The 21,173-nt window shown below is 58.6% G+C and carries 21 protein-coding genes; 1 reads left to right on the top strand and 20 read right to left on the bottom strand.

Translation table 11 applies throughout. The features are described 5' to 3' along the window. Window positions 1–78: 78 nt before the first annotated feature. From AABA48_RS13805 to AABA48_RS13790, 4 genes are all read right to left on the bottom strand, one after another. Window positions 79–1,293, bottom strand: a complete 1,215-nt coding sequence (locus AABA48_RS13805) for an FprA family A-type flavoprotein (RefSeq protein ID WP_119333839.1) — start codon at window positions 1,291–1,293, stop codon at window positions 79–81. 129 nt (window positions 1,294–1,422) lie between these two features. Further along, complete coding sequence (locus AABA48_RS13800) at window positions 1,423–1,875, bottom strand: ferritin family protein (protein WP_338270670.1); 453 nt, start codon at window positions 1,873–1,875, stop codon at window positions 1,423–1,425. Window positions 1,876–1,935: 60 nt separating this feature from the next. After that, entirely contained in the window at window positions 1,936–2,046 is a 111-nt protein-coding gene (locus tag AABA48_RS13795; protein ID WP_119333837.1) for a rubredoxin-like domain-containing protein, read from the bottom strand. Window positions 2,047–2,074: 28 nt separating this feature from the next. Continuing rightward, entirely contained in the window at window positions 2,075–2,440 is a 366-nt protein-coding gene (locus AABA48_RS13790) for a Fur family transcriptional regulator (RefSeq protein WP_232008931.1), read from the bottom strand. 313 nt (window positions 2,441–2,753) lie between these two features. On the opposite strand from AABA48_RS13790, the gene AABA48_RS13785 reads away from it, so the two are divergent. Further along, window positions 2,754–4,796 (top strand): sodium-translocating pyrophosphatase, encoded by a 2,043-nt coding sequence (locus AABA48_RS13785; protein WP_214302778.1) that lies wholly within the window; start codon window positions 2,754–2,756, stop codon window positions 4,794–4,796. A gap of 200 nt (window positions 4,797–4,996) precedes the next feature. Here AABA48_RS13785 and AABA48_RS13780 read toward each other — a convergent pair whose 3' ends face one another. The 16 genes from AABA48_RS13780 to AABA48_RS13705 form a co-directional block, all read right to left on the bottom strand. Next, entirely contained in the window at window positions 4,997–5,878 is an 882-nt protein-coding gene (locus AABA48_RS13780) for a DUF6268 family outer membrane beta-barrel protein (RefSeq protein ID WP_338270669.1), read from the bottom strand. Window positions 5,879–5,910: 32 nt separating this feature from the next. Beyond that, complete coding sequence (locus AABA48_RS13775; protein ID WP_338270668.1) at window positions 5,911–6,954, bottom strand: hypothetical protein; 1,044 nt, start codon at window positions 6,952–6,954, stop codon at window positions 5,911–5,913. Window positions 6,955–7,003: 49 nt separating this feature from the next. Further along, window positions 7,004–7,477 (bottom strand): hypothetical protein, encoded by a 474-nt coding sequence (locus AABA48_RS13770; protein ID WP_286350928.1) that lies wholly within the window; start codon window positions 7,475–7,477, stop codon window positions 7,004–7,006. Between the two features lie 31 nt (window positions 7,478–7,508). Continuing rightward, the gene (locus AABA48_RS13765; RefSeq protein ID WP_286350927.1) at window positions 7,509–9,296 is read right to left on the bottom strand and encodes an alpha-amylase family glycosyl hydrolase; all 1,788 of its coding nucleotides are present in this window, start codon (window positions 9,294–9,296) and stop codon (window positions 7,509–7,511) included. A gap of 39 nt (window positions 9,297–9,335) precedes the next feature. Beyond that, window positions 9,336–10,616, bottom strand: a complete 1,281-nt coding sequence (locus AABA48_RS13760) for a sensor histidine kinase (RefSeq protein WP_338270667.1) — start codon at window positions 10,614–10,616, stop codon at window positions 9,336–9,338. 194 nt (window positions 10,617–10,810) lie between these two features. Continuing rightward, on the bottom strand, window positions 10,811–12,202 hold the full coding sequence (gene cls, locus AABA48_RS13755; protein ID WP_286350925.1) for a cardiolipin synthase: 1,392 nt from the start codon (window positions 12,200–12,202) through the stop codon (window positions 10,811–10,813). Between the two features lie 106 nt (window positions 12,203–12,308). Then, window positions 12,309–13,706, bottom strand: coding sequence for an alpha/beta hydrolase (locus tag AABA48_RS13750; RefSeq protein ID WP_286350924.1), 1,398 nt, complete (start codon window positions 13,704–13,706; stop codon window positions 12,309–12,311). Window positions 13,707–13,734: 28 nt separating this feature from the next. Continuing rightward, window positions 13,735–14,055, bottom strand: a complete 321-nt coding sequence (locus AABA48_RS13745) for a putative quinol monooxygenase (RefSeq protein WP_286350923.1) — start codon at window positions 14,053–14,055, stop codon at window positions 13,735–13,737. Window positions 14,056–14,099: 44 nt separating this feature from the next. Next, window positions 14,100–14,246, bottom strand: coding sequence for a lmo0937 family membrane protein (locus AABA48_RS13740; protein WP_286350922.1), 147 nt, complete (start codon window positions 14,244–14,246; stop codon window positions 14,100–14,102). Between the two features lie 92 nt (window positions 14,247–14,338). Then, window positions 14,339–15,094 carry a BON domain-containing protein gene (locus AABA48_RS13735; RefSeq protein WP_286350921.1) on the bottom strand — a complete coding sequence of 252 codons (756 nt, stop codon included), beginning with the start codon at window positions 15,092–15,094 and terminating at the stop codon, window positions 14,339–14,341. 118 nt (window positions 15,095–15,212) lie between these two features. Beyond that, window positions 15,213–15,389 (bottom strand): CsbD family protein, encoded by a 177-nt coding sequence (locus AABA48_RS13730; RefSeq protein WP_286350920.1) that lies wholly within the window; start codon window positions 15,387–15,389, stop codon window positions 15,213–15,215. Window positions 15,390–15,514: 125 nt separating this feature from the next. Then, the gene (locus tag AABA48_RS13725; protein ID WP_286350919.1) at window positions 15,515–16,078 is read right to left on the bottom strand and encodes a hypothetical protein; all 564 of its coding nucleotides are present in this window, start codon (window positions 16,076–16,078) and stop codon (window positions 15,515–15,517) included. A 346-nt stretch (window positions 16,079–16,424) separates the two neighbouring features. After that, window positions 16,425–18,155, bottom strand: a complete 1,731-nt coding sequence (locus AABA48_RS13720; protein ID WP_286350918.1) for a sigma-54 interaction domain-containing protein — start codon at window positions 18,153–18,155, stop codon at window positions 16,425–16,427. Window positions 18,156–18,205: 50 nt separating this feature from the next. Next, a protein-coding gene (locus tag AABA48_RS13715) for an IS3 family transposase (protein WP_338270666.1) occupies window positions 18,206–19,362 on the bottom strand; the annotation gives its coding sequence in 2 pieces (ribosomal slippage) (window positions 18,206–19,107 and window positions 19,107–19,362; 1,158 coding nt in all). A gap of 125 nt (window positions 19,363–19,487) precedes the next feature. Then, on the bottom strand, window positions 19,488–20,189 hold the full coding sequence (locus tag AABA48_RS13710; protein ID WP_338270665.1) for a PAS domain-containing protein: 702 nt from the start codon (window positions 20,187–20,189) through the stop codon (window positions 19,488–19,490). After that, window positions 20,183–21,136: a CheR family methyltransferase gene (locus tag AABA48_RS13705; RefSeq protein ID WP_286352537.1), complete on the bottom strand. Its 954-nt coding sequence runs from the start codon at window positions 21,134–21,136 to the stop codon at window positions 20,183–20,185. Before AABA48_RS13705 ends, AABA48_RS13710 begins: the two co-directional genes overlap by 7 nt. Between the last annotated feature and the right edge of the window lie 37 nt (window positions 21,137–21,173).

Raw genomic sequence — 21,173 nt, 5'->3', positions numbered from 1 at the left:
CAAAGCGCAAGAAAGCCGGAACGGGCGGGGCACGCATGGCCACGACCGTTCCGGTGCGGATTCACGGGGCAGAGGGCGTCAGAACCCCTTGTGGTACTCGATGACCTGCCGGGCGAAGTTGCGGCCGAATTCGAAGGCTCCCTCCTCGTCGGCCCGGGAAGGACGATAGGGTATCTGGAATCCCGGCTCGACTGCCTGAAGTCCCATCTTCTTGAATTCTTCGTAGGCGTCTCTTACCGCGCCGCCGCCCCAGCCGTAGCTGCCGAATGCGCCCACGATCCTGTTTTTGGGCCGCAGCCCCCGCAGATGGGTCAAGAATTCGGCCACGGAGGGGTAGAGGATGTTGTTCAGGGTTGGCGAGCCGATGAGGGCACCGCGCGATTTCCAGAACTCCTTGATGGCAACGCTCATGGGGGTGGCCCGCAGCTTCACCACGCGGCAGTCGAGCCCTTCGGCCCTGATCCCCTCGGCAATGGGGACCGCCATCTTCTCGGTGCTCTGCCACATGGTATCGTAGATGATGGCGACCGACTCGTTCGCCTTCCCGTTGGCCATGTCCATATACATGTTGAGGACCTTGCCCGGGTTGGCGCGCCAGATGAGACCGTGGTCCGGTGCGATGATGTCGATGTCGAATCCCTTGGCCTGGATCTCCGCTATCTTGGTTTTGATCATCTGGCCGAAAGGCATCAGGATGTTGGCGTAGTAGTCGACGACTGCATCCTCGAGCTCGGCGGCCGAATCACTCTTCTCGAATTCGTCGTCGAACCGGCTGGCCGAGGCCACGTGCTGGCCGAACGCGTCCTGGGTGAACAGGATGCGGTCGAGGCGCGAATAGGTCACCATTGAATCGGGCCAGTGGAGCATCGGGGTTTCAAGGAACTCGAGGGTGCGGGCTCCGATGCAGAGGGTGTCGCCGGTCTTGACCGATTTCACGTTCCAGTTGGAGAGGTCGAAGAACCGTTCGATCCCCTTCCGCCCCTTGTCGGAAATATAGATCGTTGCCTGGGGGGCCAGGGCCATGATCCGGTCAAGGCTGGACGCATGGTCGTTTTCGATGTGGTTGATGATGATGTTCTTGATCCGTGCCGGATCGACAATCCCGGCGATGTTCTTGATCGTCAGGTCGGCGAAGTCGTACTTCACCGTATCGATGAGGGTGATTTCCTCGTCCATGATGAGGAAGTTGTTGTAAGTGGTGCCGCGCGGGGTCTCATAACCGTGGAAGTCGCGCACCGCCCAGTCAACGGCGCCCACCCAGAACACACCTTGTTTTATTTCAACAGCTTTCACTGGCGTAACCTCCTTCTGATGTCGGTTGGGAATGATTGTTCACGTGCTCTTGAAACATGAACGGCCCTCACCAAAGGGGAGGGCCGGAGGGGCGTGGAGGCGTCTCTGCATCCAGGCCGCCGGTTCCTGCTACATCTCGGTGAGGACTTTTTCGTCGTACAGGGTTTCTACCTTCAGCTTGTGACCCTTTTCAACGTCGGCGAGCACCGTGAGCATCCGCTTAAGTTTCGGGTCGTCGGTCATCTCGGACGCGGCCATGTAGAGTTTGTAGGCCGATTCCTCGGTTTTCATGGCATAGCGGAGAATCTCCGGGTAGTCCATGTCTTCTCTGAACGGGATGTCGACCATGTACTCCGCCAGCTTCATGTCAGGCCGTTCTGCAAAGGTGTAGCGCTCGGCCCCTTCGATGTTCAGGTTTTCAAAGGCGTGCTTGTGACTTGCCTCCTCATTGGCCATCTCTTCGAACATCTTGCGTGCCGCTATGCTGGTGGCTTTCTCTGCCGCCGTCTTGTACAGGCGGTAGGCTGTTTCTTCCCGTTGAACAGCGAAACGAATGATGTCTTCCAGTGTTGCGAACTCCATCTATCTACCCCCTCCCTGGTGCAGCTGACGCGTATATCATGCTGTGGAGCCGGGTCCCCCTCAGGTTATTTCTTCGAATTGATCAGGGCCAACGCCGCAGACGGGGCAGACGTCGGGCGGTTCGGGGCCTTCGTGGATGTAGTCGCAGACAACGCAACGCCATTTTTTCATGAAATCCCTCCTTTTGTCAGAAACTGATCTAACGACAGTCGGCGCACAGCCCGCTGAAGTTGATGGAATAGTCGGTGATTACGAATCCCCCGATCTCGCCGGCCGGCATCGGAAGCGAGTTGAGCTGGGGGTCGTGAATGTCGCTTACCCGCTGGCACCGGGAACAGACCGCGTGATGGTGACGCTCGGTGTTCGCATCGAATCGGGCCTTTGCCTCCGGATTGCTGATCTTTTGCGCGACCCCGATGCCCACCAGGGTTTCCAGGACACGATACACGGTCGTACGAGAGATGCCGCGCAGACGGCCCTTGACCGTATCATACAGTTGGTCGGCCGTGGGGTGGTCGGTCCGTTCCGCCAGTGCCTCCATGATGACCCGACGCTGGACGGTCATGGCCAACCCGTTTTGGCGACACCCCGCTTCGAGGGCCTGAAGCTTTGATTGTTTGAATTGAATTCTCTGTTCCATGTGATTGGTATTTTATTGCATTTGATGGTCTGCGTCAATAATTGTTAAATAGTATCAGGCTTTGCACGAGTCAACAAGCCTCTTTGCGCGATTGTCGCCGCGCCGGGCGAGCGAGGCATTTTAACGTTGACAACTCGCATGGTTTCCTATAACAATTTTTCGTTTTTCGCTCTGCGGACGCGGGGCTTTTTTTGCGGAAACACGGCCTGTTCGGCTATCTATCATAGGAGGTTGGTTCATGGAACAGTACGCAGTCTATTTCGCCCTGGCCTGCGCCGCGGCGGCCGTTGTCTACGGCCTTGCCTCGGCCCAGTGGATCCTGGGGCTCCCCCAGGGGAACGAGCGGATGCGCCAGATCGCCGCAGCGGTCCAGGAGGGTGCCGGCGCCTACATGAAGCGCCAGTACACCATCATCGCCGTGGTCGGCGTGGTCATGTTCATTGCCCTGTTCGCCACACTGGGGATGAAAACCGCCGTCGGTTTCGCCATCGGTGCCATTTTCTCGGGCCTGACCGGCTTCATCGGCATGTTCGTTTCGGTTCGCGCCAATATCCGGACCACTGAAGCCGCCAAGTCCGGCATCCACAAGGCGCTCAACGTGGCCTTCAAGGGCGGGGCAATCACCGGCATGCTGGTGGTCGGCCTCGGGCTCCTGGGAGTGGCCGGTTACTATCTGGTCCTGCAGAAGCTCATGCCCGGCGCTCCGGTCAAGGACATCGTGAGCCAGCTGGTAGGCCTCGGCTTCGGCGGCTCCCTGATCTCGATCTTCGCCCGTCTCGGCGGCGGCATCTTCACCAAGGGCGCCGACGTGGGTGCCGACCTGGTGGGCAAGGTAGAAGCCGGCATTCCCGAGGACGACCCACGCAACCCGGCGGTCATCGCCGACAACGTGGGCGACAACGTGGGCGACTGCGCCGGCATGGCCGCCGACCTGTTCGAGACCTATGCCGTTACCCTCATCGCTGCCATGCTGCTGGGCGCCATCGCCTTCAACAACTTCTCCGGCGCGGTGACCTACCCGCTGATCCTCGGCGGTATCTCGATCATAGCCTCCATTATCGGCACCTTCTTCGTCAAGCTCGGCGCCAGCCAGAAGATCATGCCCGCCCTCTACAAGGGGCTGATCGCTTCCGGCGTCATCGCCTGTATCGCCTTCTACTTCGTCACGGTTACGATGTTCCCCGAAGGGAACCCCACGGGCTACTCCGCCACCAGCATCTTCATCTCCGCCATCGTCGGCCTGGTGGTCACCGGTGCCATCTTCTGGATCACCGAGTACTACACCGCCACCGAGTACGCCCCGGTGAAGCACATTGCCCAGGCCTCCACCACGGGCCACGCCACCAACATCATCGCAGGCCTCGGCGTTTCCATGAAGTCCACGGCCATGCCGATCATCGTCATCGCCGCCGGCATCATCGTGGCGTTCCAGTGCGCCGGCGTGTACGGCATCGCCATCGCTGCCGTGTCCATGCTGTCGCTGACGGGCATCGTCGTTGCCATGGACGCCTACGGCCCCATTACCGATAACGCCGGCGGCATTGCCGAGATGGCCGAGTTGGACGATTCGGTCCGCGCCGTCACCGACCCCCTGGACGCCGTGGGCAACACCACCAAGGCCGTCACCAAGGGCTACGCCATCGGTTCCGCCGGTCTGGCCGCGGTCATTCTCTTCACCTCCTACGTGGACGAGCTGAAGCTGGCGGGGCAGAACATCGAGTTCAGCCTGGCCGATCCCTACATCATCGTCGGTCTCTTCCTGGGCGGCATGCTGCCCTACTACTTTGCCGCCCTCTGCATGGAGGCGGTCGGCAAGGCCGGCGGCTCGGTCGTTGAAGAGGTTCGCCGCCAGTTCCGCGAGATCAAGGGGATCATGGAAGGCACCGGCAAGCCCGACTATGCCGCCTGCGTCGACATCGTCACCAAGAGCGCCCTCAAGGAAATGGTGATCCCGGGCATCATTCCCATCGCCGCACCGGTCATCATCGGCTTTACCCTCGGCCCCAAGGCCCTGGGGGGCGTGATCGTCGGCACCATCGTTACGGGTATTTTCGTCGCCATCTCCATGACCACCGGCGGCGGCGCCTGGGACAACGCCAAAAAGTACATCGAGGACGGTCACCACGGCGGCAAGGGTGGTGAAGCCCACAAGGCTGCCGTCACGGGTGACACCGTGGGCGACCCCTACAAGGACACCGCCGGCCCGGCCGTGAACCCGATGATCAAAATCATCAACATCGTGTCGCTTCTCATCGTGCCGCTTCTGGCCAAGATGGGGTAGGGCGAACGAGCCTTGCTGCAACGCATGAAAGGGCGGCCGGATACACTCCGGACCGCCCTTTTTTTTCATCGCCATCCTAACGGGGCAGGACGAAGTTGCGACCGATAGAGAGTCCCGATATAGCCGCGCAGCTCCAGTCGATCAGGTGCTGCCTCCGTGGCGGTTTAGTTTCTCGCAGTCACGCTCGGCCGGGAAATACGTCAAAAACGGGCACGAAGGCCCAGTTGCAGATAGGGCCCTGGGTTGCCGGTCGAATTGATGTTCTCATCAAAGAAATCCCAGCTTCGGTGGACCACATACCCGGCTTCGATATCCACGTTCAGATTGGGGCGAGCCTTCCAGGACAACCCGGGGCCCAGACGCACCTCGGTGAAATCGAGCGTAGCGTTGTTAAGCTGCGGGAGGCCGCGGTCATCGCCGAAATGATCGCCGACCACGTAGGTCCCGCCCAGTATCGCCGCGCCGAAGTATGCCTGGAGCTTGCTGTTAACATCGTACTCCAGACGCGGATTGGGCAACATCAGGTTCAGGGTCCAGAGGTCGTCGAACTTCCAGCGGACGCCGACTGCCGGAACCACCGGATAGTGGCTTTTAAGGTCAGCCCGTAGGCCGAAGAACCACTGCAGATCGGCATCGATCAGGTAGACAAAGCCCATCAAGAGCGGAGCGTCAAAGTATCTTCCATCGAGCCGTTTCAAATCGCCGTACATGCCCGGTTGTAGTTCGGCGCGCATGAGCCATTGCTCGGCCAACTGATAATCGACGCCGATGATTGCATTGGCTTGTTGCAGCGAAGGGGGTACCACGGAGTCCCGTGGTTTTGGGAACGAATAAAGCTGCCATTCGGCGCCCAGCCGCAATAACAGATCCCTGGAGACCTTTAGCGAGGCAACGTATTTGAGGCTTGTATTCAGTTCACCGCTAGAGTCGATTTGTGTCGCTTCTTTCCCCGCGTATCCCAACCCGACGTCGAGTTCCTGGGAGATGGTCTTCAATTCGATGGCCGAACTCCAGGCTGGCATTGCTAACAGCGCTATCAGCAGTGCAGCAAGAAAGAATGCCGGGGGAAATCCGCTTTTCATATCAATTCCCTCGATGTTGGCACAGGCACCGGTCATGGGGTGTTAAAGCTGTCCTGGAAGCAGCGCACACATTTCTTGAATTCAAGGATTAAGATGATGCCGGAGGCGAGGCGTTCAATCCCTGCCGCGAACTGAAGTGCAGGGGCAGAACAGAGAACGTTGGCCCAGACCAGAGAGCCGGTTTTTCCGCCATCGTGGATCGGCCAGATTTCGTAGAGCGTGGCGGAGGTATAGTAGGTGCCGCTGACATAATATTCGAGGTCCAGCACCTGGTAATGGTCGCCCACCTGAAGTACGTAAAACGCTCCGAGGCTCAAGGTGGCGCGGTGATCGGCCTCGAATAGCCTCCAGTAGTAAGCTGGTCTGATTGGTGGCATGGCAACTCGTCCGTCCACCAGGCCTGCCCTCTGCAGGAGAGGGGCGAATTCACGGGCGATCAGGGTCTGCTCCAGGAGCAGGGATCGCAGATGGGAGACCGGGTTTACAGGTTCTACGTCGAAATCGTAGGAGAGCGAGTTTTTAAAGCCGGTGCTCTGGAAATTCGATGCGCGTGCGAACAATAATTTGTCCCAGCAGGCGCCAATGGTATTAGCATTTGCGGCGTTCCCGATGCAACGGCTGAGCTCCACTGCTTCAAACTGAGTCAGGTTCAGATCCGAGCGGCGCTCAGTGGTGGCCAGTGTCTGGTTCCAAAACCACCTGACGGGATATTTTCCGGGATCGAGGTAGAGGGGTAGGCTGTTGAATTCCTTGAGCTGGACGGGGTCGTTCAGATCGTGGGCGGCATACACCTTAAGAGAAGGACAGCGTGTCGGGTCCCATGTCTGGAGCTGCTTGACCACCTTCGCCGGAGTCGTCGGCACGGCAAAGAGGAGCTGGGACGAGATGCCGTGCGAAAAATCCATCAACGGTCCGCGATGGGAGAGTATTTGACCTTCCAGCAGGCGTTTGATATCGATCTTCTGAAAATCTCCGAACTGTTTCAGTGCCACCAGGGGGTCGGAGGCCTTGGCCGGAACCGTTACGCAAACCGCGCAGCAGAAACTGAGTATGAGGGAGATCGTCAAACGTCTCATGAACTCAACCCTTCCATCACACAAAGGCAATTGCAGCTTACTTTTCCTGTTATGCCAGGCAGAACTGCGCAACCGATGCGCGGGCGAGCCCTCCGCTCATATCGGGGATGATACTCAGTTCCAGCGTTGTCAATCCCACTAGATCGACTTTATAGTCTTCTATCTCCAGGGTGTTGTGGGGAGCGCTGAAGTTGTACTGCTGGCGCACAATCTCCCGGTACGATCTGCCGCCGTCCGAGGACCACCGCAGCACGAACTCATGGGTACGTTCCTTCTCCTCTTCCCGAAACATCAGAAAAATGCGCCGGACCCGCAACGGCTTGTCAAACAAGAGGCGGACGGTCTGCTGGCCCAATTCCGATGCCCGCCAGCCAGGCCCCTCGATGGGTTTCAGCGCCAGCTCAATCGGGTGTGACGGATCTTCGGAGGTGAGTTCCGCCTTGGCCAGGGTTTCCAGATCCAGCCAGTTTTCATCGGGGGGGATGATATCCTCGATGACCTGGGTGGTTATTCGTTTTCGCATGGTATTTCCTCCTTGGGCCCGTGGCTGCTCATCATTGCGAAAAAATCAGCACGCTGTAGGGGCCGATGGAAAGCACGGCATGGAAGGGAAAGCCGTCGCACTCGCCCGGTTCGGCGACGACGTCGGTGCTCGGATGACTCTGGAAGTCGTCGCTGTAGCCGTGCCAATCGCTGTTGAACCGGAGCTTCCAGGTCCCTGCGGCCGGGAAGCCGATGACGTAGCCATCCTGGGGCTCGCGGAAAAAGTTGGCGACGACCACGACGTCGTCCGTTGGTCCCCCCTTGTCCCACCGGTGGAAGGCGATGACCTTGCGTTCTTCATTCAGGTGATAGACCTGGGTGAACTGCCCGCAGAGGCCGCGGGTGAAACCGTCGCGGTTGAGCCGCAGCCGGATGAGGTCGCGGTAGAGCCGAACGATGCCGTGGAACTCGTCCTTTTGGTCCCAGTCGAGGGGGACCGTGTCCCGGAACCATTCGCCTTCGAGAAATTCCTGTCCCTGGAAGAGCATGGGAATGCCGGGAGCCGTGAAGACCATGGCGGCGGCCAGGGTCGAACGTTTCCGCGCGTACCACCCCTTGGGGTCGTTCGGGTTGATCTCCTGGGGCACGCGCTCCTTGCCGTTGGCCACCTCGTCGTGGGATTCGCTGTAGATGACCCGGTCGAAGGCGTCGTCGTTGTAGCGGTAGCAGATGGCGTCGCGGACGGCGGCAAGCGAGCGCTGCTCGTCTTCGGGAGTGGTTACCGCCAGGCGGATGGGGTGGACGAACATGGCGTCCCACTGGGAGCTGAACCCGGCTCCCCCGGCGCCAATGTCCCTGGTGATCCAGCTGTCGTGCTGCAGATCCTCGGCGATCGTGATCCGGCCGGGAAATTTCTGCGCGACCTGGCCGTTGATCCACTGGAGCAGACTCCACCCCTCGGGCAGATCCTGCGTGCCGACACCGTTGACGGTGCGGATGAATTGGGTGCAGTCGAAGCGGATGCCGTCAACGCGGTATTCCGTGAGCCACATAAAGACGTTGTCGAGGATGTATTGGCGGACCTCGCCGCGGCCGTAATCGGGCCGGGTTTCTCCCCACGGCGTGACGGCCCGGTCGTCATTGTAGAAGTAGATGCCGCCGCGATCGTTCTCGCTCCAGCCGTCGAACTGCCAAAGGTCCAGGTCGCTGGGGCCCAGGTGGTTGTAAACCACGTCGAGAATTACCCCGATCCCTTCCTGGTGGGCGCGCTTGACGAACCTTTTGAACGCCAACGGGCCGCCATAGGCGACTTCCACTGAAAAGATATGGGCGGGGTTGTAACCCCACGACCGATCCCCCGCAAACTCGCCCACCGGCATGATCTGGATCGCGTTGACGCCGAGTTTTTTCAGGTGACCCAGACGGGCCGATGCCGCGGAAAATTGGCCCGGCTGGTCGGAGTCTTCCGGTTCGTTGAACGTGCCGACATGCAGTTCGTAGATGACCAGCTCGTTCCACGGCGCGAGCCGGAATTCGTCCCCTTGCCAGTCGAAGCCCGGATCGTGAACGATGGCGTTGCCGACCGAGTTGGTCACCTGGCGGGCATAGGGGTCGATGCGCTGTAACTCCCCCTTTTCCGTGGTCAGCAGGAACTTGTACTCATGGCCCACACGGGCTTCTGCCACATCGGCGTACCAGTAGCCGTTCTCCTCGGCCTGCAGGGGGTGTTTGTCGCCGTCCCATCCGTTGAATGAGCCGATGACGGACACCCGCTCCGCATGGGGCGCCCACACGCGGAACGCGACCCCCCCATCGTGGGGTATTGCCCCCATTCCCGTGATCATTGTTCCCTCGCTCATGGATTCACCTCCGCTTTTCACCGCTTCGGTTCAGGCGGTTCACTCAAGGGTGAAATGGAACGTCGCCCCCGCGCCCGGCTTTCCCTCCGCCCAGATTCGCCCGCCGTGGCGCCTGACGATCCTCTCCACCGTGGCCAGGCCGATGCCGCTCCCCTCAGCGTCCGTTCCGGGGAGCCGCTGGAACGGAATGAACAGCGTGTCTGCAAGCGCCATGTCGAAGCCCGGCCCGTTGTCCCGTACAAAGAACGCCGGCTTCCCGGCACTATCCGTCATGCCGAATTCAATGACCGTCTCCTCCCGGTTGCCGGTATGCTTCCAGGCGTTTCCCATGAGGTTGTCCAGAACAACCCGCAACAGTGCCGCGTCACCGTGGACCACGATTCCCTCCGGGATTCTGAAGGAGACCCGACGCTCCGGTGCCGTCACTTTCAGCTCCCTGGCAACGTTCTTCGCCATCGTGCTCAAGTCAACCTTTTCCTGGCGCATTTCGACGTGGGTGATGCGTGAAAAATCGAGCAGGGTATCAATGAGCCGGTTCATCCTCAGGGTGCCTTCGTACATATCCCGGATGTATCCCCGGCATTGCCCGTCGAGTTTGCTGCCGCAGAGTTCCTGAACCACCTGGCAGTAGCTGTTGATGAGAGTCAGTGGTTTGCGCAGGTCATGGGAGACCGTGTAATTGAATGCCTCCAGTTCGATATTGGCGGCGACCAGTTCGGTGGCGCGGGCGGCCAGGTCGGTGTGCAGAATGTCGAGCCTCTCCTCCAGCTGCCTGCGCGTGGAAATATCGATGATCGCGGCGCGGCACTCCTGCCCCGATGCCGCGGCCACGGCTTCGATCTGCACAAAGAGCGGCTGCGTTCCCCCTTTCAGGAGCGCCACTTCACAGACCTCTTTGGCCCGGCTTTCCAATACCCTTGTGAGGAACGCGGCGAAGGCGGGACGGGCCTCATCGGCGACGAAGTGCCCGAAGCGTCGGCCCAGCAGCCGGGCGCGCTCTATCCCGAGGAGCCCCGCTGCGGTGAGGTTGGCGGCCTGGACAACTCCGTCGCGGTCGAGGGTGAAGTAGCCGACCGGGGCGAAATCGTAGAGGTCGGTGTACTTTTCCAGTGCCGTCTCCATCTCTTCCCCGGCCTGGCGGAGCTCTGCATTCTGCATCTCCAGCTCGATCTGGTGGACCTGCAGTTCGTGAAGGAGCCGCTGCGTCTCATCGCCCGTTCGGGAGAGGCCCGCTTCAAGCGCTTTCGCGGTCAGCTGTTCTTCTGCGCGGCGCAACCCGGCGGCCGTAGTTGGCATGTTCATGTCCTTGTCGGTTTGCATGGTTGATCTTATCCTTCAGGTTGTCAGGGTAGCGGTGGAACATTCTTTCCACGTGCGGCGCCTGCAGACGCGGAATCGGCACACAAAAGAATCATGGCGGCGACTATGGTCAGGCATATTTTGCAAAGAATCTGATTGGTTACATCTGGTTCGCATGATGCACTCCCACCATAATAAAGCCACTAGCCTCAATGCTACAACCATCGGACGAATAGATTCATAAACCACTCCCTGAACCTGGGCAACAAGGGCCTGTCTTTCCACTCGTCCCACTGGATCTGCCGGGATTCCGTCAGATCCCCGGCAAACATGCTCTCCATTTCGACGGCAAACTCCTTGCTCAGGATGACCGCATTCACCTCGTCATTGTTCAGCATGCTCAGGAAGTCCATGTTGGTTGAGCCGACGGTTGACCAGACCTTGTCAATGACCGCGGTTTTCGCGTGCAGCAGGGAGGTGCTGTGCTCGTAGACCTTCACTCCCGACTTCAGCAGCACGGAATAATGGTGTCTCTGGGCATGAAATGCCAGTTGGGAATCGGTGGTCCCGGGGAGGATGATCTTTACGTCTACACCCCGCTTGGCGGCATCCGTGAGGGCCTTCAGGATCTGGTCGTCGGGGATGAAGTAGGAATTCGTCAGGTGGATCGAATGCTCCGCAAACGTAATGGCCGACACATAGACAATGAAAGGGATCCGGTTGGTCTCCCCCGGGGTGCTGCCGACCACTCGCACCAGGGCATTCCCTGCGTCTTTCAGGTCGGGGAAGTAGTTCCGTTCGGAATGGTGCGGTCCCTTCTGCTTCACCCATGTGTCAAGAAAGAGCTTCTGTAATTCAGCCACGGCCGGCCCTTCGATCTGAACGTCCGTGTCACGCCAGTGAATTGGCGCCTTTTCCTGCTGTTTCCGTTTGAGGGGACTGCTCGAATAAACCTCGCTGATGTTGATCCCCCCGATAATGGCGACGGTGCCGTCGGCTATCAGGATCTTGCGGTGGTCCCGGTGTGTCAGTCCCCAGTGTTCCCTGTCTTCCAGTGGATTTATGGGGTTGAATTCAACCACCTCTATCCCGCCGTCGCGCAGGCGCTGGAAAAAGGCAGCGGGGGTATTCATGCTCCCCACACTGTCATAGATGAGATTTACCTGGACACCTTCCGATTGTTTTTGCAGCAACAGATCGGCAAACCTGCGACCTGTTTCGTCATCTTCGAAGATATAGCTTTCAAGGTTGATATGGTCTTTGGCATTCTGGAGCGCCTTGAACATTGCGGCATAGGTGACCGGGCCATCGGCGAGCAGGGTGATCGTGTTCCCCTTCGTGAGCGGGCTGTCAGTGACCGACTCCACCACGGCAGTGTGGCGTCCCAGAACGTCCGTCGGGTCGACCGACCGCTTCAGCCGTTCCATGACAGCCTTGCTTTTCTGGGGAGATAACAGGCCCTTGGACGAAAGGATCTGACGGGGCTTCTGTGCCGTCGGCGCTCCATCAATCACATCAGAGACGTTGGGCAAGGTCGCGCATCCCGTGCCGAGGCCCACGATGGACACGAACAGAATGAACAAAAAATAGGGCTTGGCGATTGTCATGGTGTCCCGAGTATCCCACGATGTATGTAAAATTGGATTCACCCCGAGTACCGCTCCCCCCGGAACTCCCGGTTATTCCTGTTCACCTATCACTCCTTTTTCATGCCTATTTCCTGAAGCTGTCGAGCCAGTTCCACCCACGGCTCAACTCCGGGAAGGCAGCTGAGAAGTGGATCGTCTTGACCGGGTCGGTCGAAATGTTGATGGTGACGGCCTCTTCCACCAGTTCGACTCCAGGACCCCTAGGAACGTGATTCTTGGCGCCGGCAGTGCTGAAGGCGTTGAAGGCTACCTGGGAGTTGCCGTAGGGAACTAGGTCGTCGCTCTTGTGGTGAATCATCCGCATCGGTACGGTCGGCACCCAGACGGAATTCACGTTGCCGGGCAAGCGGTAGGAGTCGTTCTGCTTCAGGAAGGCGACCACAGGGCTCGTGTTGAGGGTGAGCTGGTCAATGAACTGCTGGGTCAGGGTGCTCTTCGGCACGATCAGGTTTACCGGACTGAAGGTCATCCCCATCGCCTCGCTGATGGTATCCGAGGTTGTGTTGCCGTCGAAGAGCGGCGGGATTGCAGTGTTGTAGGGGGAGAGCATGGCGGTGCCGGGGTTGAAGAGGGTCGTCTGCCCCCCATAGGCGTAGTTGTAGCTGGTGAGCACCATGGGAATAAAGTAGGGGGCCTTGAAGGTGCTGTCCGAGAGCATTACCCCACGCATGACGCCGGAGAGGTCATGGGGGCCGGAGAGGGGCGCTGAGGCGGTTACGGTGAACTCCGCGGCATGGTTGAGCTGCAGTTCCCGCGTTGCCGCCATGGTCACGTATCCCCCCTCGGAATACCCCATGAGAAAGAGCTGCCCGTTCCACGAGCAGGGAGAGCTGCTGCTCCCCGTTGTCCCGCCGATTATGTCGCGGCTTGCCCTGAGCAAGTCGATCACCTGCCGCGCAAGGGTGGCTCCAACGACATGGGGCTGGGTAGCGGTATTGTCCCCCATCCCCTCGTAATCGATCAGGGCAACGGCGTAGCCGGTGGAGGCGATGGCGGCTGCGACCATCACTTCCGGATAGTCAGCGGGCCTGTTCCGGTGGGTCAGATACTGGGACGGAGAGAAGGGGCGGTAAACCTCGGTGCCGTGCTGATACATGAGGATCGGCACCGATGGCTTGGCGGCCAGAATTGCCTTCGGGAGAATCAGCAGCCCGGTCATGGTGTGTACCGCGCCGTCTGCCCCGGTGGATTGATAGGTAACCTTCTGCATTTCGAGGGTATACCTGAAGCTGGTCAGAAGAGTGCCGAAGTTGCTGATGAAACTGCCCCACTCCCAACCGCCCAATGCTCTGGCAATGGGTTGCTGAATGCTGCTGGTGATATCGGCCAACAGTACCGCGGGGTCGATGCTTACGACGTTACCCCCCCCCGCCGTATGAGAGGATGATTTGGAACCACAGCCCGCCATAAGAATGGCTGCCGCCACGATTGCTGCACGGAGTGTGCGTACGGTGTTCACCATTGCGTAGCCTCTCTTTCATGACATTTCCTCACCCTCGCGCTGCGTCCACCGCTTCTGCTCCCGCCGTGGAGACAATGGTGTTGAACCTGATGTCCGGCGCTTTCTTGAGCAGTTTCATTACCCCGATCAGAACCCCGAAATGGACGGACCTCAGATGGGTGTCCAGGTTCTCACGGCTCTGCCACTCCTCCATGAAGAGGATAGAGTTTTCATCCTCGATATCCACGTAGCAATTGCAGCTTATGCAGCCCTGCTCCCGCCGAATCTGGGCGAGTATTGCCTTGAAGGTCTGGAGGACCTCCTTCCGCTTTTCGGGTGGCATCGCTATCTTGATTATTGCCTCGATCATGGACACTATCCTTCAGACATCACGCGGTTGATGGCAGGGAGTCACTACGATCTCCGCCCCTGGATGGACCCGACAAGCAGAACGATAATGGCGATGACCAGCAGGACGTGAATGAAAGAACCGAGCGTGTAGCCGCTCACCAGCCCCAGCGCCCAGAGAACGATCAGAATCACTGCTATTGTCCACAACATGCTATCCTCCTTACTGATTCCTGTGATTACTGCCGGCTGGAGCAGCACCATGCCGGCAGTAACCATTCAGCCTCGTTGGTTCATGAACTAAACTACTCGATGGTCATCCGGTTCTCTACGCTCTTCACGCCGTTAACGTCTTTGGCGAGTTTGGTGGCCAGATCCTGTTCGGCTGAGTTTTTGGCCTTGCCGGTCAAGGTAACCACGCCATTCTTCGTAGTGACCGAGGTGTTGAGGGCACTGGTCGAGCGGTGACTGAGCAGAGTCATCTTGACGAGGGCAGTGATGGATGTGTCATCGATCTTGTCGCCCATCGTCCGCGTCTTTTTCGAGGTCTTTGTCACGGTCATTTCATTGTTTATGCCTTTGACTCCTTCGATGTCCCTGGCGTATTCAGCCGTCAATTCCTTTTGTGCCTGGCTGGGGGCGTTGCCTCGCAGGGTCACGATGCCGTCCTTGACGTCAACCTCGGTTTTGAAGCCGCTCACGCTCCGATGGTACAGGAGTGTGGATTTGACCTTTGCGGCGAGCCACAAATCCGGCTTTTCAGCGGGGTGCTCCCCTTTGACTTCCAGCCGGTTGTCAACGCTCTTGACGCCGGGCAGGCCCGCCACGGTTTCCTGGGCCAATGACTTGTGGGATTCCTCCGAGACGGTCCCCGTCAGGGTTACGACACCGTCCTCGGAATCGACCCTGACCTTGTCGTTCTTAAGGTAGGTCTTGAACACATGGGTCTTTTGGGCGGATGATTCGATGCGGTCATCCAACTTGGACGCATGGGAAGGAACGCTGATTGCCAACAGGGCGACGGCAGCTGACATCAGAAACAGGGAATAGAGTTTTTTCATAGAAAAGATCTCCTTGTAATGAATATTATTGTTTTTTCATCGCGTCTTTGCCGGTTTTTTCCCACCCGGCTGCATGGACACCACCACCATCATCGTCTTCTTTTCCTTGAACTGTTCGTCAGTTAACGTACTCCTTGACCTCGCCCACCTTCTCCTGGACTTTTCCGGCCAATATTTCGGCTTTGTCTTTGGCATCCAGTTCGGGATTATCGGTGAGTTTCCCAGCGATCTCCTTGACTTTGCCCTTCACTTCGCGAAGCTTGACTTCCGCTTTGTCCCTGATGCTCGATTTCATGGTGACCTCATGTCGTTTGTGCTGATGAATTTCTTCCCGGTCAAAGGGTTTGAATCTGACATTTTCCAACTCGTAGAATTCTCTCTGCCATTTTTCCAGAGCTTGCCTCCTTTGAAGGTGATATCCTACCGGAACCGATTCATATCAATTTCCAATGAATCAAGTCGACGGGATATGTCTGTTCGCTCATTATGAGTCGTGTATCGGCCCCCTTCTGTCATCCGCAGGTAATCACCCCGAATGGAGTCAAGCCTGGCTTGGAGTTCTCTCCCCTCAGTCAGAGGTAAGCGCCTGCTGATGCGTCCATCGTCAATTCTTCTCTGGAGGGAGACAATCCGCTCCCCATTAAGCGGCTCTTCGATCCGCGTAGTTCGGGAACTCGCTTTGTGTATCTCATCTCCAAGCGTATCAAGCCTTCCCTGGAGGTTGTTCCATTCTTCCAGGGAGACCCTTTTGTCTCTGAGCTCGGCATAGTCGGTTCGAATACCCTTCAGTGACGCAAGGTACATCTGGGATTGATCGGGTGTCAGCGCCCCGGTTTTCAGTCCATCTCCAATCTTTTCCTGGATCACAACCATCTTGCTCTCCGCGCTTCTTTCCTGATCTGGCCAAGTTTGCAGAGTTGTGCAGCCTGAAGACAAGGCCAACCCTAGAACCAGTAACAGTGACAACACCAGACTCTTCTTCATTTCTCATCTCCTTTCTCAATAATCGCATGCTTGCCTACGGTAACCATGGCCGCGTAAGTTGCACATCATCATGTGCACAGTCCTTTCATGACATCCTCCCCTGACAACAGCTCGTAGTACCGCAACAACACGACGGTGTTCATGTTCTGCTCAGATGGTGCATCGCAACTAACGAGCCAGAGGAGACCTGCGGATACTGCCAATGCAAGGGGTTGATTGTGCGGGGTAATATGGAAGGGAAGGGTGCGGGGGGAAGGGAAATCCGTCAGCGATATCCGTCATTTGTAACGTAACTGCCATATATGACGGGTACCATTGAGGCAATTACGTGCAATCCGTGTACGCTTTACCTATATTGACGGCGGATGCCGTATTTCCGCATCCGGGCGCGAAGGGTGCTGGGGTTGAGACCAAGGAGAACCGCCGCCCCGTTTTTCCCCTCGATGCGCCAGCCGGTTTTCTGGAGCACCTGGAGGATGTGATCCTGTTCCAGGTCGGCGAGGACTTTGACGTCCTGCTCTGCCAGTTCCTCTGTGTTGCGGAACGTATCGAACCGGTCCAGTACCTGGAGTGTAGTCCCCTGGCTGGTGATGACAGACCGCTCTATGACACTTTCCAGCTCCCGCACGTTGCCGGGCCATTGATATTCCTGGAGGATCTTCATGGTCTCTTTCGAAACGGTCTCTATCTTCTTGCCGATTTTCTTGTTGTATTTGGCGACAAAATACGTGACGAGCAGCGGAATGTCTTCCGTGCGCTGCCGCAGTGGCGGGATCGTGATGGGGAAAACATTGAGCCGGTAGAACAGGTCTTCCCGGAACCGCCCCGCGCGGATCTCTTCCTCCAGGTTCCGGTTGCTGGCCGCGATGATCCGGACATCGACTTTGATGGTGCGGGGGCTGCCCAGGCGCTCGAACTCGCCGTCCTGGATGACCCGGAGCAGCTTGCACTGCAGATCCAGGGGCATCTCGCCGATTTCATCGAGAAATATGGTTCCGCCGTCGGCCAGTTCGAAGCGCCCCATCTGCCGGGCATCAGCCCCGGTGAACGCACCCTTCTCCCTCCCGAAGAGCTCGCTTTCGATGAGGTTAGCCGGCAGTGCCGTGCAGTTGACCGTTATCATCGGCCGGTCCTTGCGGGAACTCCTGCCGTGGATGGCCCGCGCGACCATGCCCTTGCCGGTGCCGGTCTCGCCAAGGAGGAGAACGGTCGCATCCTGGGGGGCCACCTGCTCGACCCGGAAGAATACATACTCCATGGCATTGCTTTGCCCGACGATCTCGCCGAAGTTGTACTCCCGGTCAACCTCCTGCCGCAGGTAGATGTTCTCGACCCTGAGCCGGTCTTTCAGGTGGCTGATTTCCGCAAATGCCCCCTGGAGCGACTCTTCCGCCCCCTTGCGCTCCTCTATTTCCCGCGAGAGTCGCACATTGGCCCTCGTCAGCTCTCCGGTCCGCTCATGTACCGCAAGCTCCAGCTCGTCATGGGCATTTTGCAGCGCCTCTTCCAGCTGCCTGCGGACCGTGCCGTCAACGATGGAGGTGAGGATAGAACCTTCCATGATTTCGATGGTGACCGCTACGCTCTGAAGCTGGCCATGGATCACCGTGCCGTCATTTCTCGTGAGACGGATTTCACATCTGAGCATGACCTGCCGCTGCAGCGTCAATGCGAGATGGTTGGAAAAAATCTCCCGGTCGCCTGCATCGGCAATAAAATCGGCAAAGGGTTTGTTGACGAGCAGTTGCCGCTCTATTCCCAGCAGTTGGGCGCCGGTAAGATTCACCTCCCGGATCACTCCGTGGGCATCAAAGGTGAAATAGCCGACGGGTGCAAAATCATAGAGTTCGGCATACCTGTTGAGCGATGCCTCAAGCTCCTCCCGGGCCCGGCGCAGCTCTGCATTCTGCATCTCCAACTCGATATGGTGGACCTCGAGCTCATGGACGAGCCTCTGCGTCTCTGCATCGGTCCGGGGCGGGGGGCGTTCCGCCCTGGTTTCACTTAACCGCTCTTCGGCACGGTGGCGCAGGTTGGCGGTATCCTCAGACAATCCCTTGTCTTTGTCGATTCCCATTGCAAACCCTTTGATTCAGGTGAACTTACCCCAGTTTTGTGGACAGTAGATTAGGCTGCAAGGTTGAGTTCCTCGAACTCACTGGGTGTCAGATAGCCGAGGGACGCATGAATCCTTCGGCGGTTATAGAATCGCTCGATATAGTCAAAGATACTTTGCCGGGCCTGCGCTCGGCTGTGATAGCGGCTGTGGAAAACAAGCTCCCGTTTCAGTATGCCGAAGAAGCTCTCAACCGGAGCATTGTCCCAGCAGTTGCCGGTGCGGCTCATGCTGCAGATCATGCCGTGCTTGGCCAACAGCACCTGATAGTCTTCGCTGGCGTACTGCGCCCCACGGTCAGAGTGATGCAACACGCCACGGGGCGGGTTACGCCTCTTGACCGCCAGCGTCAGGGCTGCCATGACCAGTTGCCGGGTCATCCGTTCTGCCATGGACCAACCGACGATAGTGCGGGAGTACAGGTCGATAACAACCGCCAGGTACAGCCAGCCTTCAGCGGTCCAGATGTAGGTGATGTCGCTGGCCCACACCTGGTTGGGCCGGGCCGGGTTGAACTCCCGGTTGAGAAGGTTGTTCGCCACTGGTTGGCTATGGCGCGAGTCAGTGGTCACTTTGAACTTCCGCTTCGTCTTGGCGTACAGGCCATCTTTCCGCATCAGGCGGGCGATTCGGTTCTTGCCGTGCCGTTTGCCACGGCGACGCAGTTCTTTGTGAACCTTTGGGCTACCGTAAATGCCCTTGCTGTCCCGGTGGATTTGCGCAATCTCCTGGCAAAGCTCGCGGGTCTCCTTGCTCCGTCGGCTTTCAGGACGCGTACTCCAGGCATAATAGCCGCTACGGGACACCTGGAACACGGAGCACATGACCGCGACCGGAAACTCCGCCTGATGATCGTGCATGAAGCGGAAGATCATTTCTGGTCTTTGGAAAAGATGGCCATGGCTTTTTTTAAAATGTCACGCTCCATCTTCAGCCGCTCATTCTCACGCTTGAGCTGGCGGATCGTCTCGGCTTCGGAGCTCAGGTGCCCGGTACCGGGAAACGCGTCATCCGGCTTGTCGGAATACTGCCGAATCCATTTGTAAAGCGTGTTGGGGTGAATTCCCAGGTCAGTGGCAATCTGGGCAACACTGCTGTCGCCATCGACGGTCAACTTGACCGTTTCAACTTTGAACTCGCGGGTAAAACGTTTTCTCCTTGATACCATGACAGTCCTCCGTGCTCTGTTGTAGCAGCTTTTCGGACTGTCCACAATTCCGGGGGAAGGTCAAGGCTGAAGGCGGCTGGAAACAGCCCACCCGTTAAGACTACTATATTTTTTAACTTCTGCCTTCAGTCTTTAGCCTTCTGCCGTGAAATCTCCTCGCGCAGTTCCGCCTCCAGCGTCTTTGCCGCGGTGATGTCCGCAAAGGTGATCACCACCCCGCCGATGACGTCTTCCATGGTGCGGTAGGGCATGATGCGCACCGAAAACCAGCGCCCGTCGGTGGCGGCGATCTGCTTCTCCGAAAAGACCAGCGTCCGCAGCACCTCCCGGGCCTCTTCGGTCATGCCGGGATAGAGGAGGTCGCTGGCGATGTCGCTGAGGGGCCGCCCCACATCGCCCGGGATCAGCTTGAAGAGTTTGTTCGCCCCGGTGGTGAACCGCCGGACATGGAGGTCGTTGTCCAGGAACACGGTGACGATTTCCGTGCTGTTGAGCAGGTTCCTCATGTCGTTGTTCATGCGTGCAAGCTCGTCCATTTTGGACTGCTGCTCGGCGTTCACCGTCTGCAGTTCTTCGTTCAGGGATTGCATCTCTTCCCGGGAGGTGGTCAGCTCCTCGTTGGTGGACTGCAACTCCTCGTTGGTGGATTTGAGCTCCTCCTGGGAGGACTGCATCTCCTCGCGGGTCGTCTGCAGTTCTTCGCGCACCTGCCGGAGTTCCTGCTCCAGTTCGAGCACTCGGGCACTGCCTGCCGGAGAGTTCCTGGCGCGGCCGGTTGCTTTCTTTTCCGGGGGCGTCGCCACGTCGGTAAAGACGATCATCACCATCCCCCGCAGCGACTCCGGCTCCTCGATCGCCCGGACCGTGACATCAACGGTCTGCGTGCCGCCGTTCTCCCCGACCTTGAGCCCCTTGAGGGTGATCGCCTCCCTGTTCCGGACCGCCTTCTGGAAGGCGCTTCCCAGATCGAAACGGAGCCCTTCGCGGGCATGGCGAAAATATTCCAGTTGGCCTTGCCGGCCGCCGGCTCAAGATATTTGCCGGTCCGCCCGCTGATGTAGAGGATGTCACCCTTGTCGTTGACCAGCACGGCGGGCGGGGAAAAGTGCTGCAGGAGCAGCTGGTCCGCCAGCGTCTGGAGGTTGGCCGCAGGTTTCATCATCGTCATCTCCTTGGGAACTCCCGGCAGGGCCGGTACAAACGAAGAGGGAAACGCCACCGGTTCGGCCGGCAGCACCGATTCGCGCCGCCGGAAGAGTCTCGACTTGGTGTTCAGCGGCGCGAAGAGATCGGTGAAGGTGCTGACGGTCTCGGCGCTCCCCAGAAACAGGATGCCGCCCGGGTTCAGGCTGTAGTGGAAGAGGGGCAGGAGCTTTTTCTGCAGTTCCGGCGTCAGATAGATGAGAAGGTTGCGGCAGATGAGGATATCCAGCTTGGTAAAGGGGGGGTCCATGATGACGTTCTGGGTGGCGAAGGTCACCATTTCCCGGATCTCCTTGCCGATCCGGTAGCCGCTTCCTTCCTGGATAAAATACCGGCGCAGGCGCTCGGCAGAAATGTCAGCGGCGATGTTGGCCGGATAGACCCCCTGGCGGGCCTTGTCGATGGCGTCCCGATCCAGGTCGGTGGCAAAGATCTGCAGCTTGAAACTCTCCGTGGGCTTGACCTGCTCCAACGCCTCCCTGAAGGCGATGGCCAGCGAATACGCCTCCTCCCCGGTGGAGCAGCCGGCCGACCAGGCCCGCAGCACCCCGCCGGCCGGGCGGCCCGCCAGGAGTGCCGGAATAAACTCTCCCTTCAGCTGTTCCCAT

This window comes from Geobacter sp. 60473 (genome assembly GCF_036323535.1).
Classification (GTDB): domain Bacteria; phylum Desulfobacterota; class Desulfuromonadia; order Geobacterales; family Geobacteraceae; genus Geobacter; species Geobacter sulfurreducens.
Note: the sequence above shows the minus strand (reverse complement) of the source record. Positions and strands in the feature narration are given on the sequence as shown.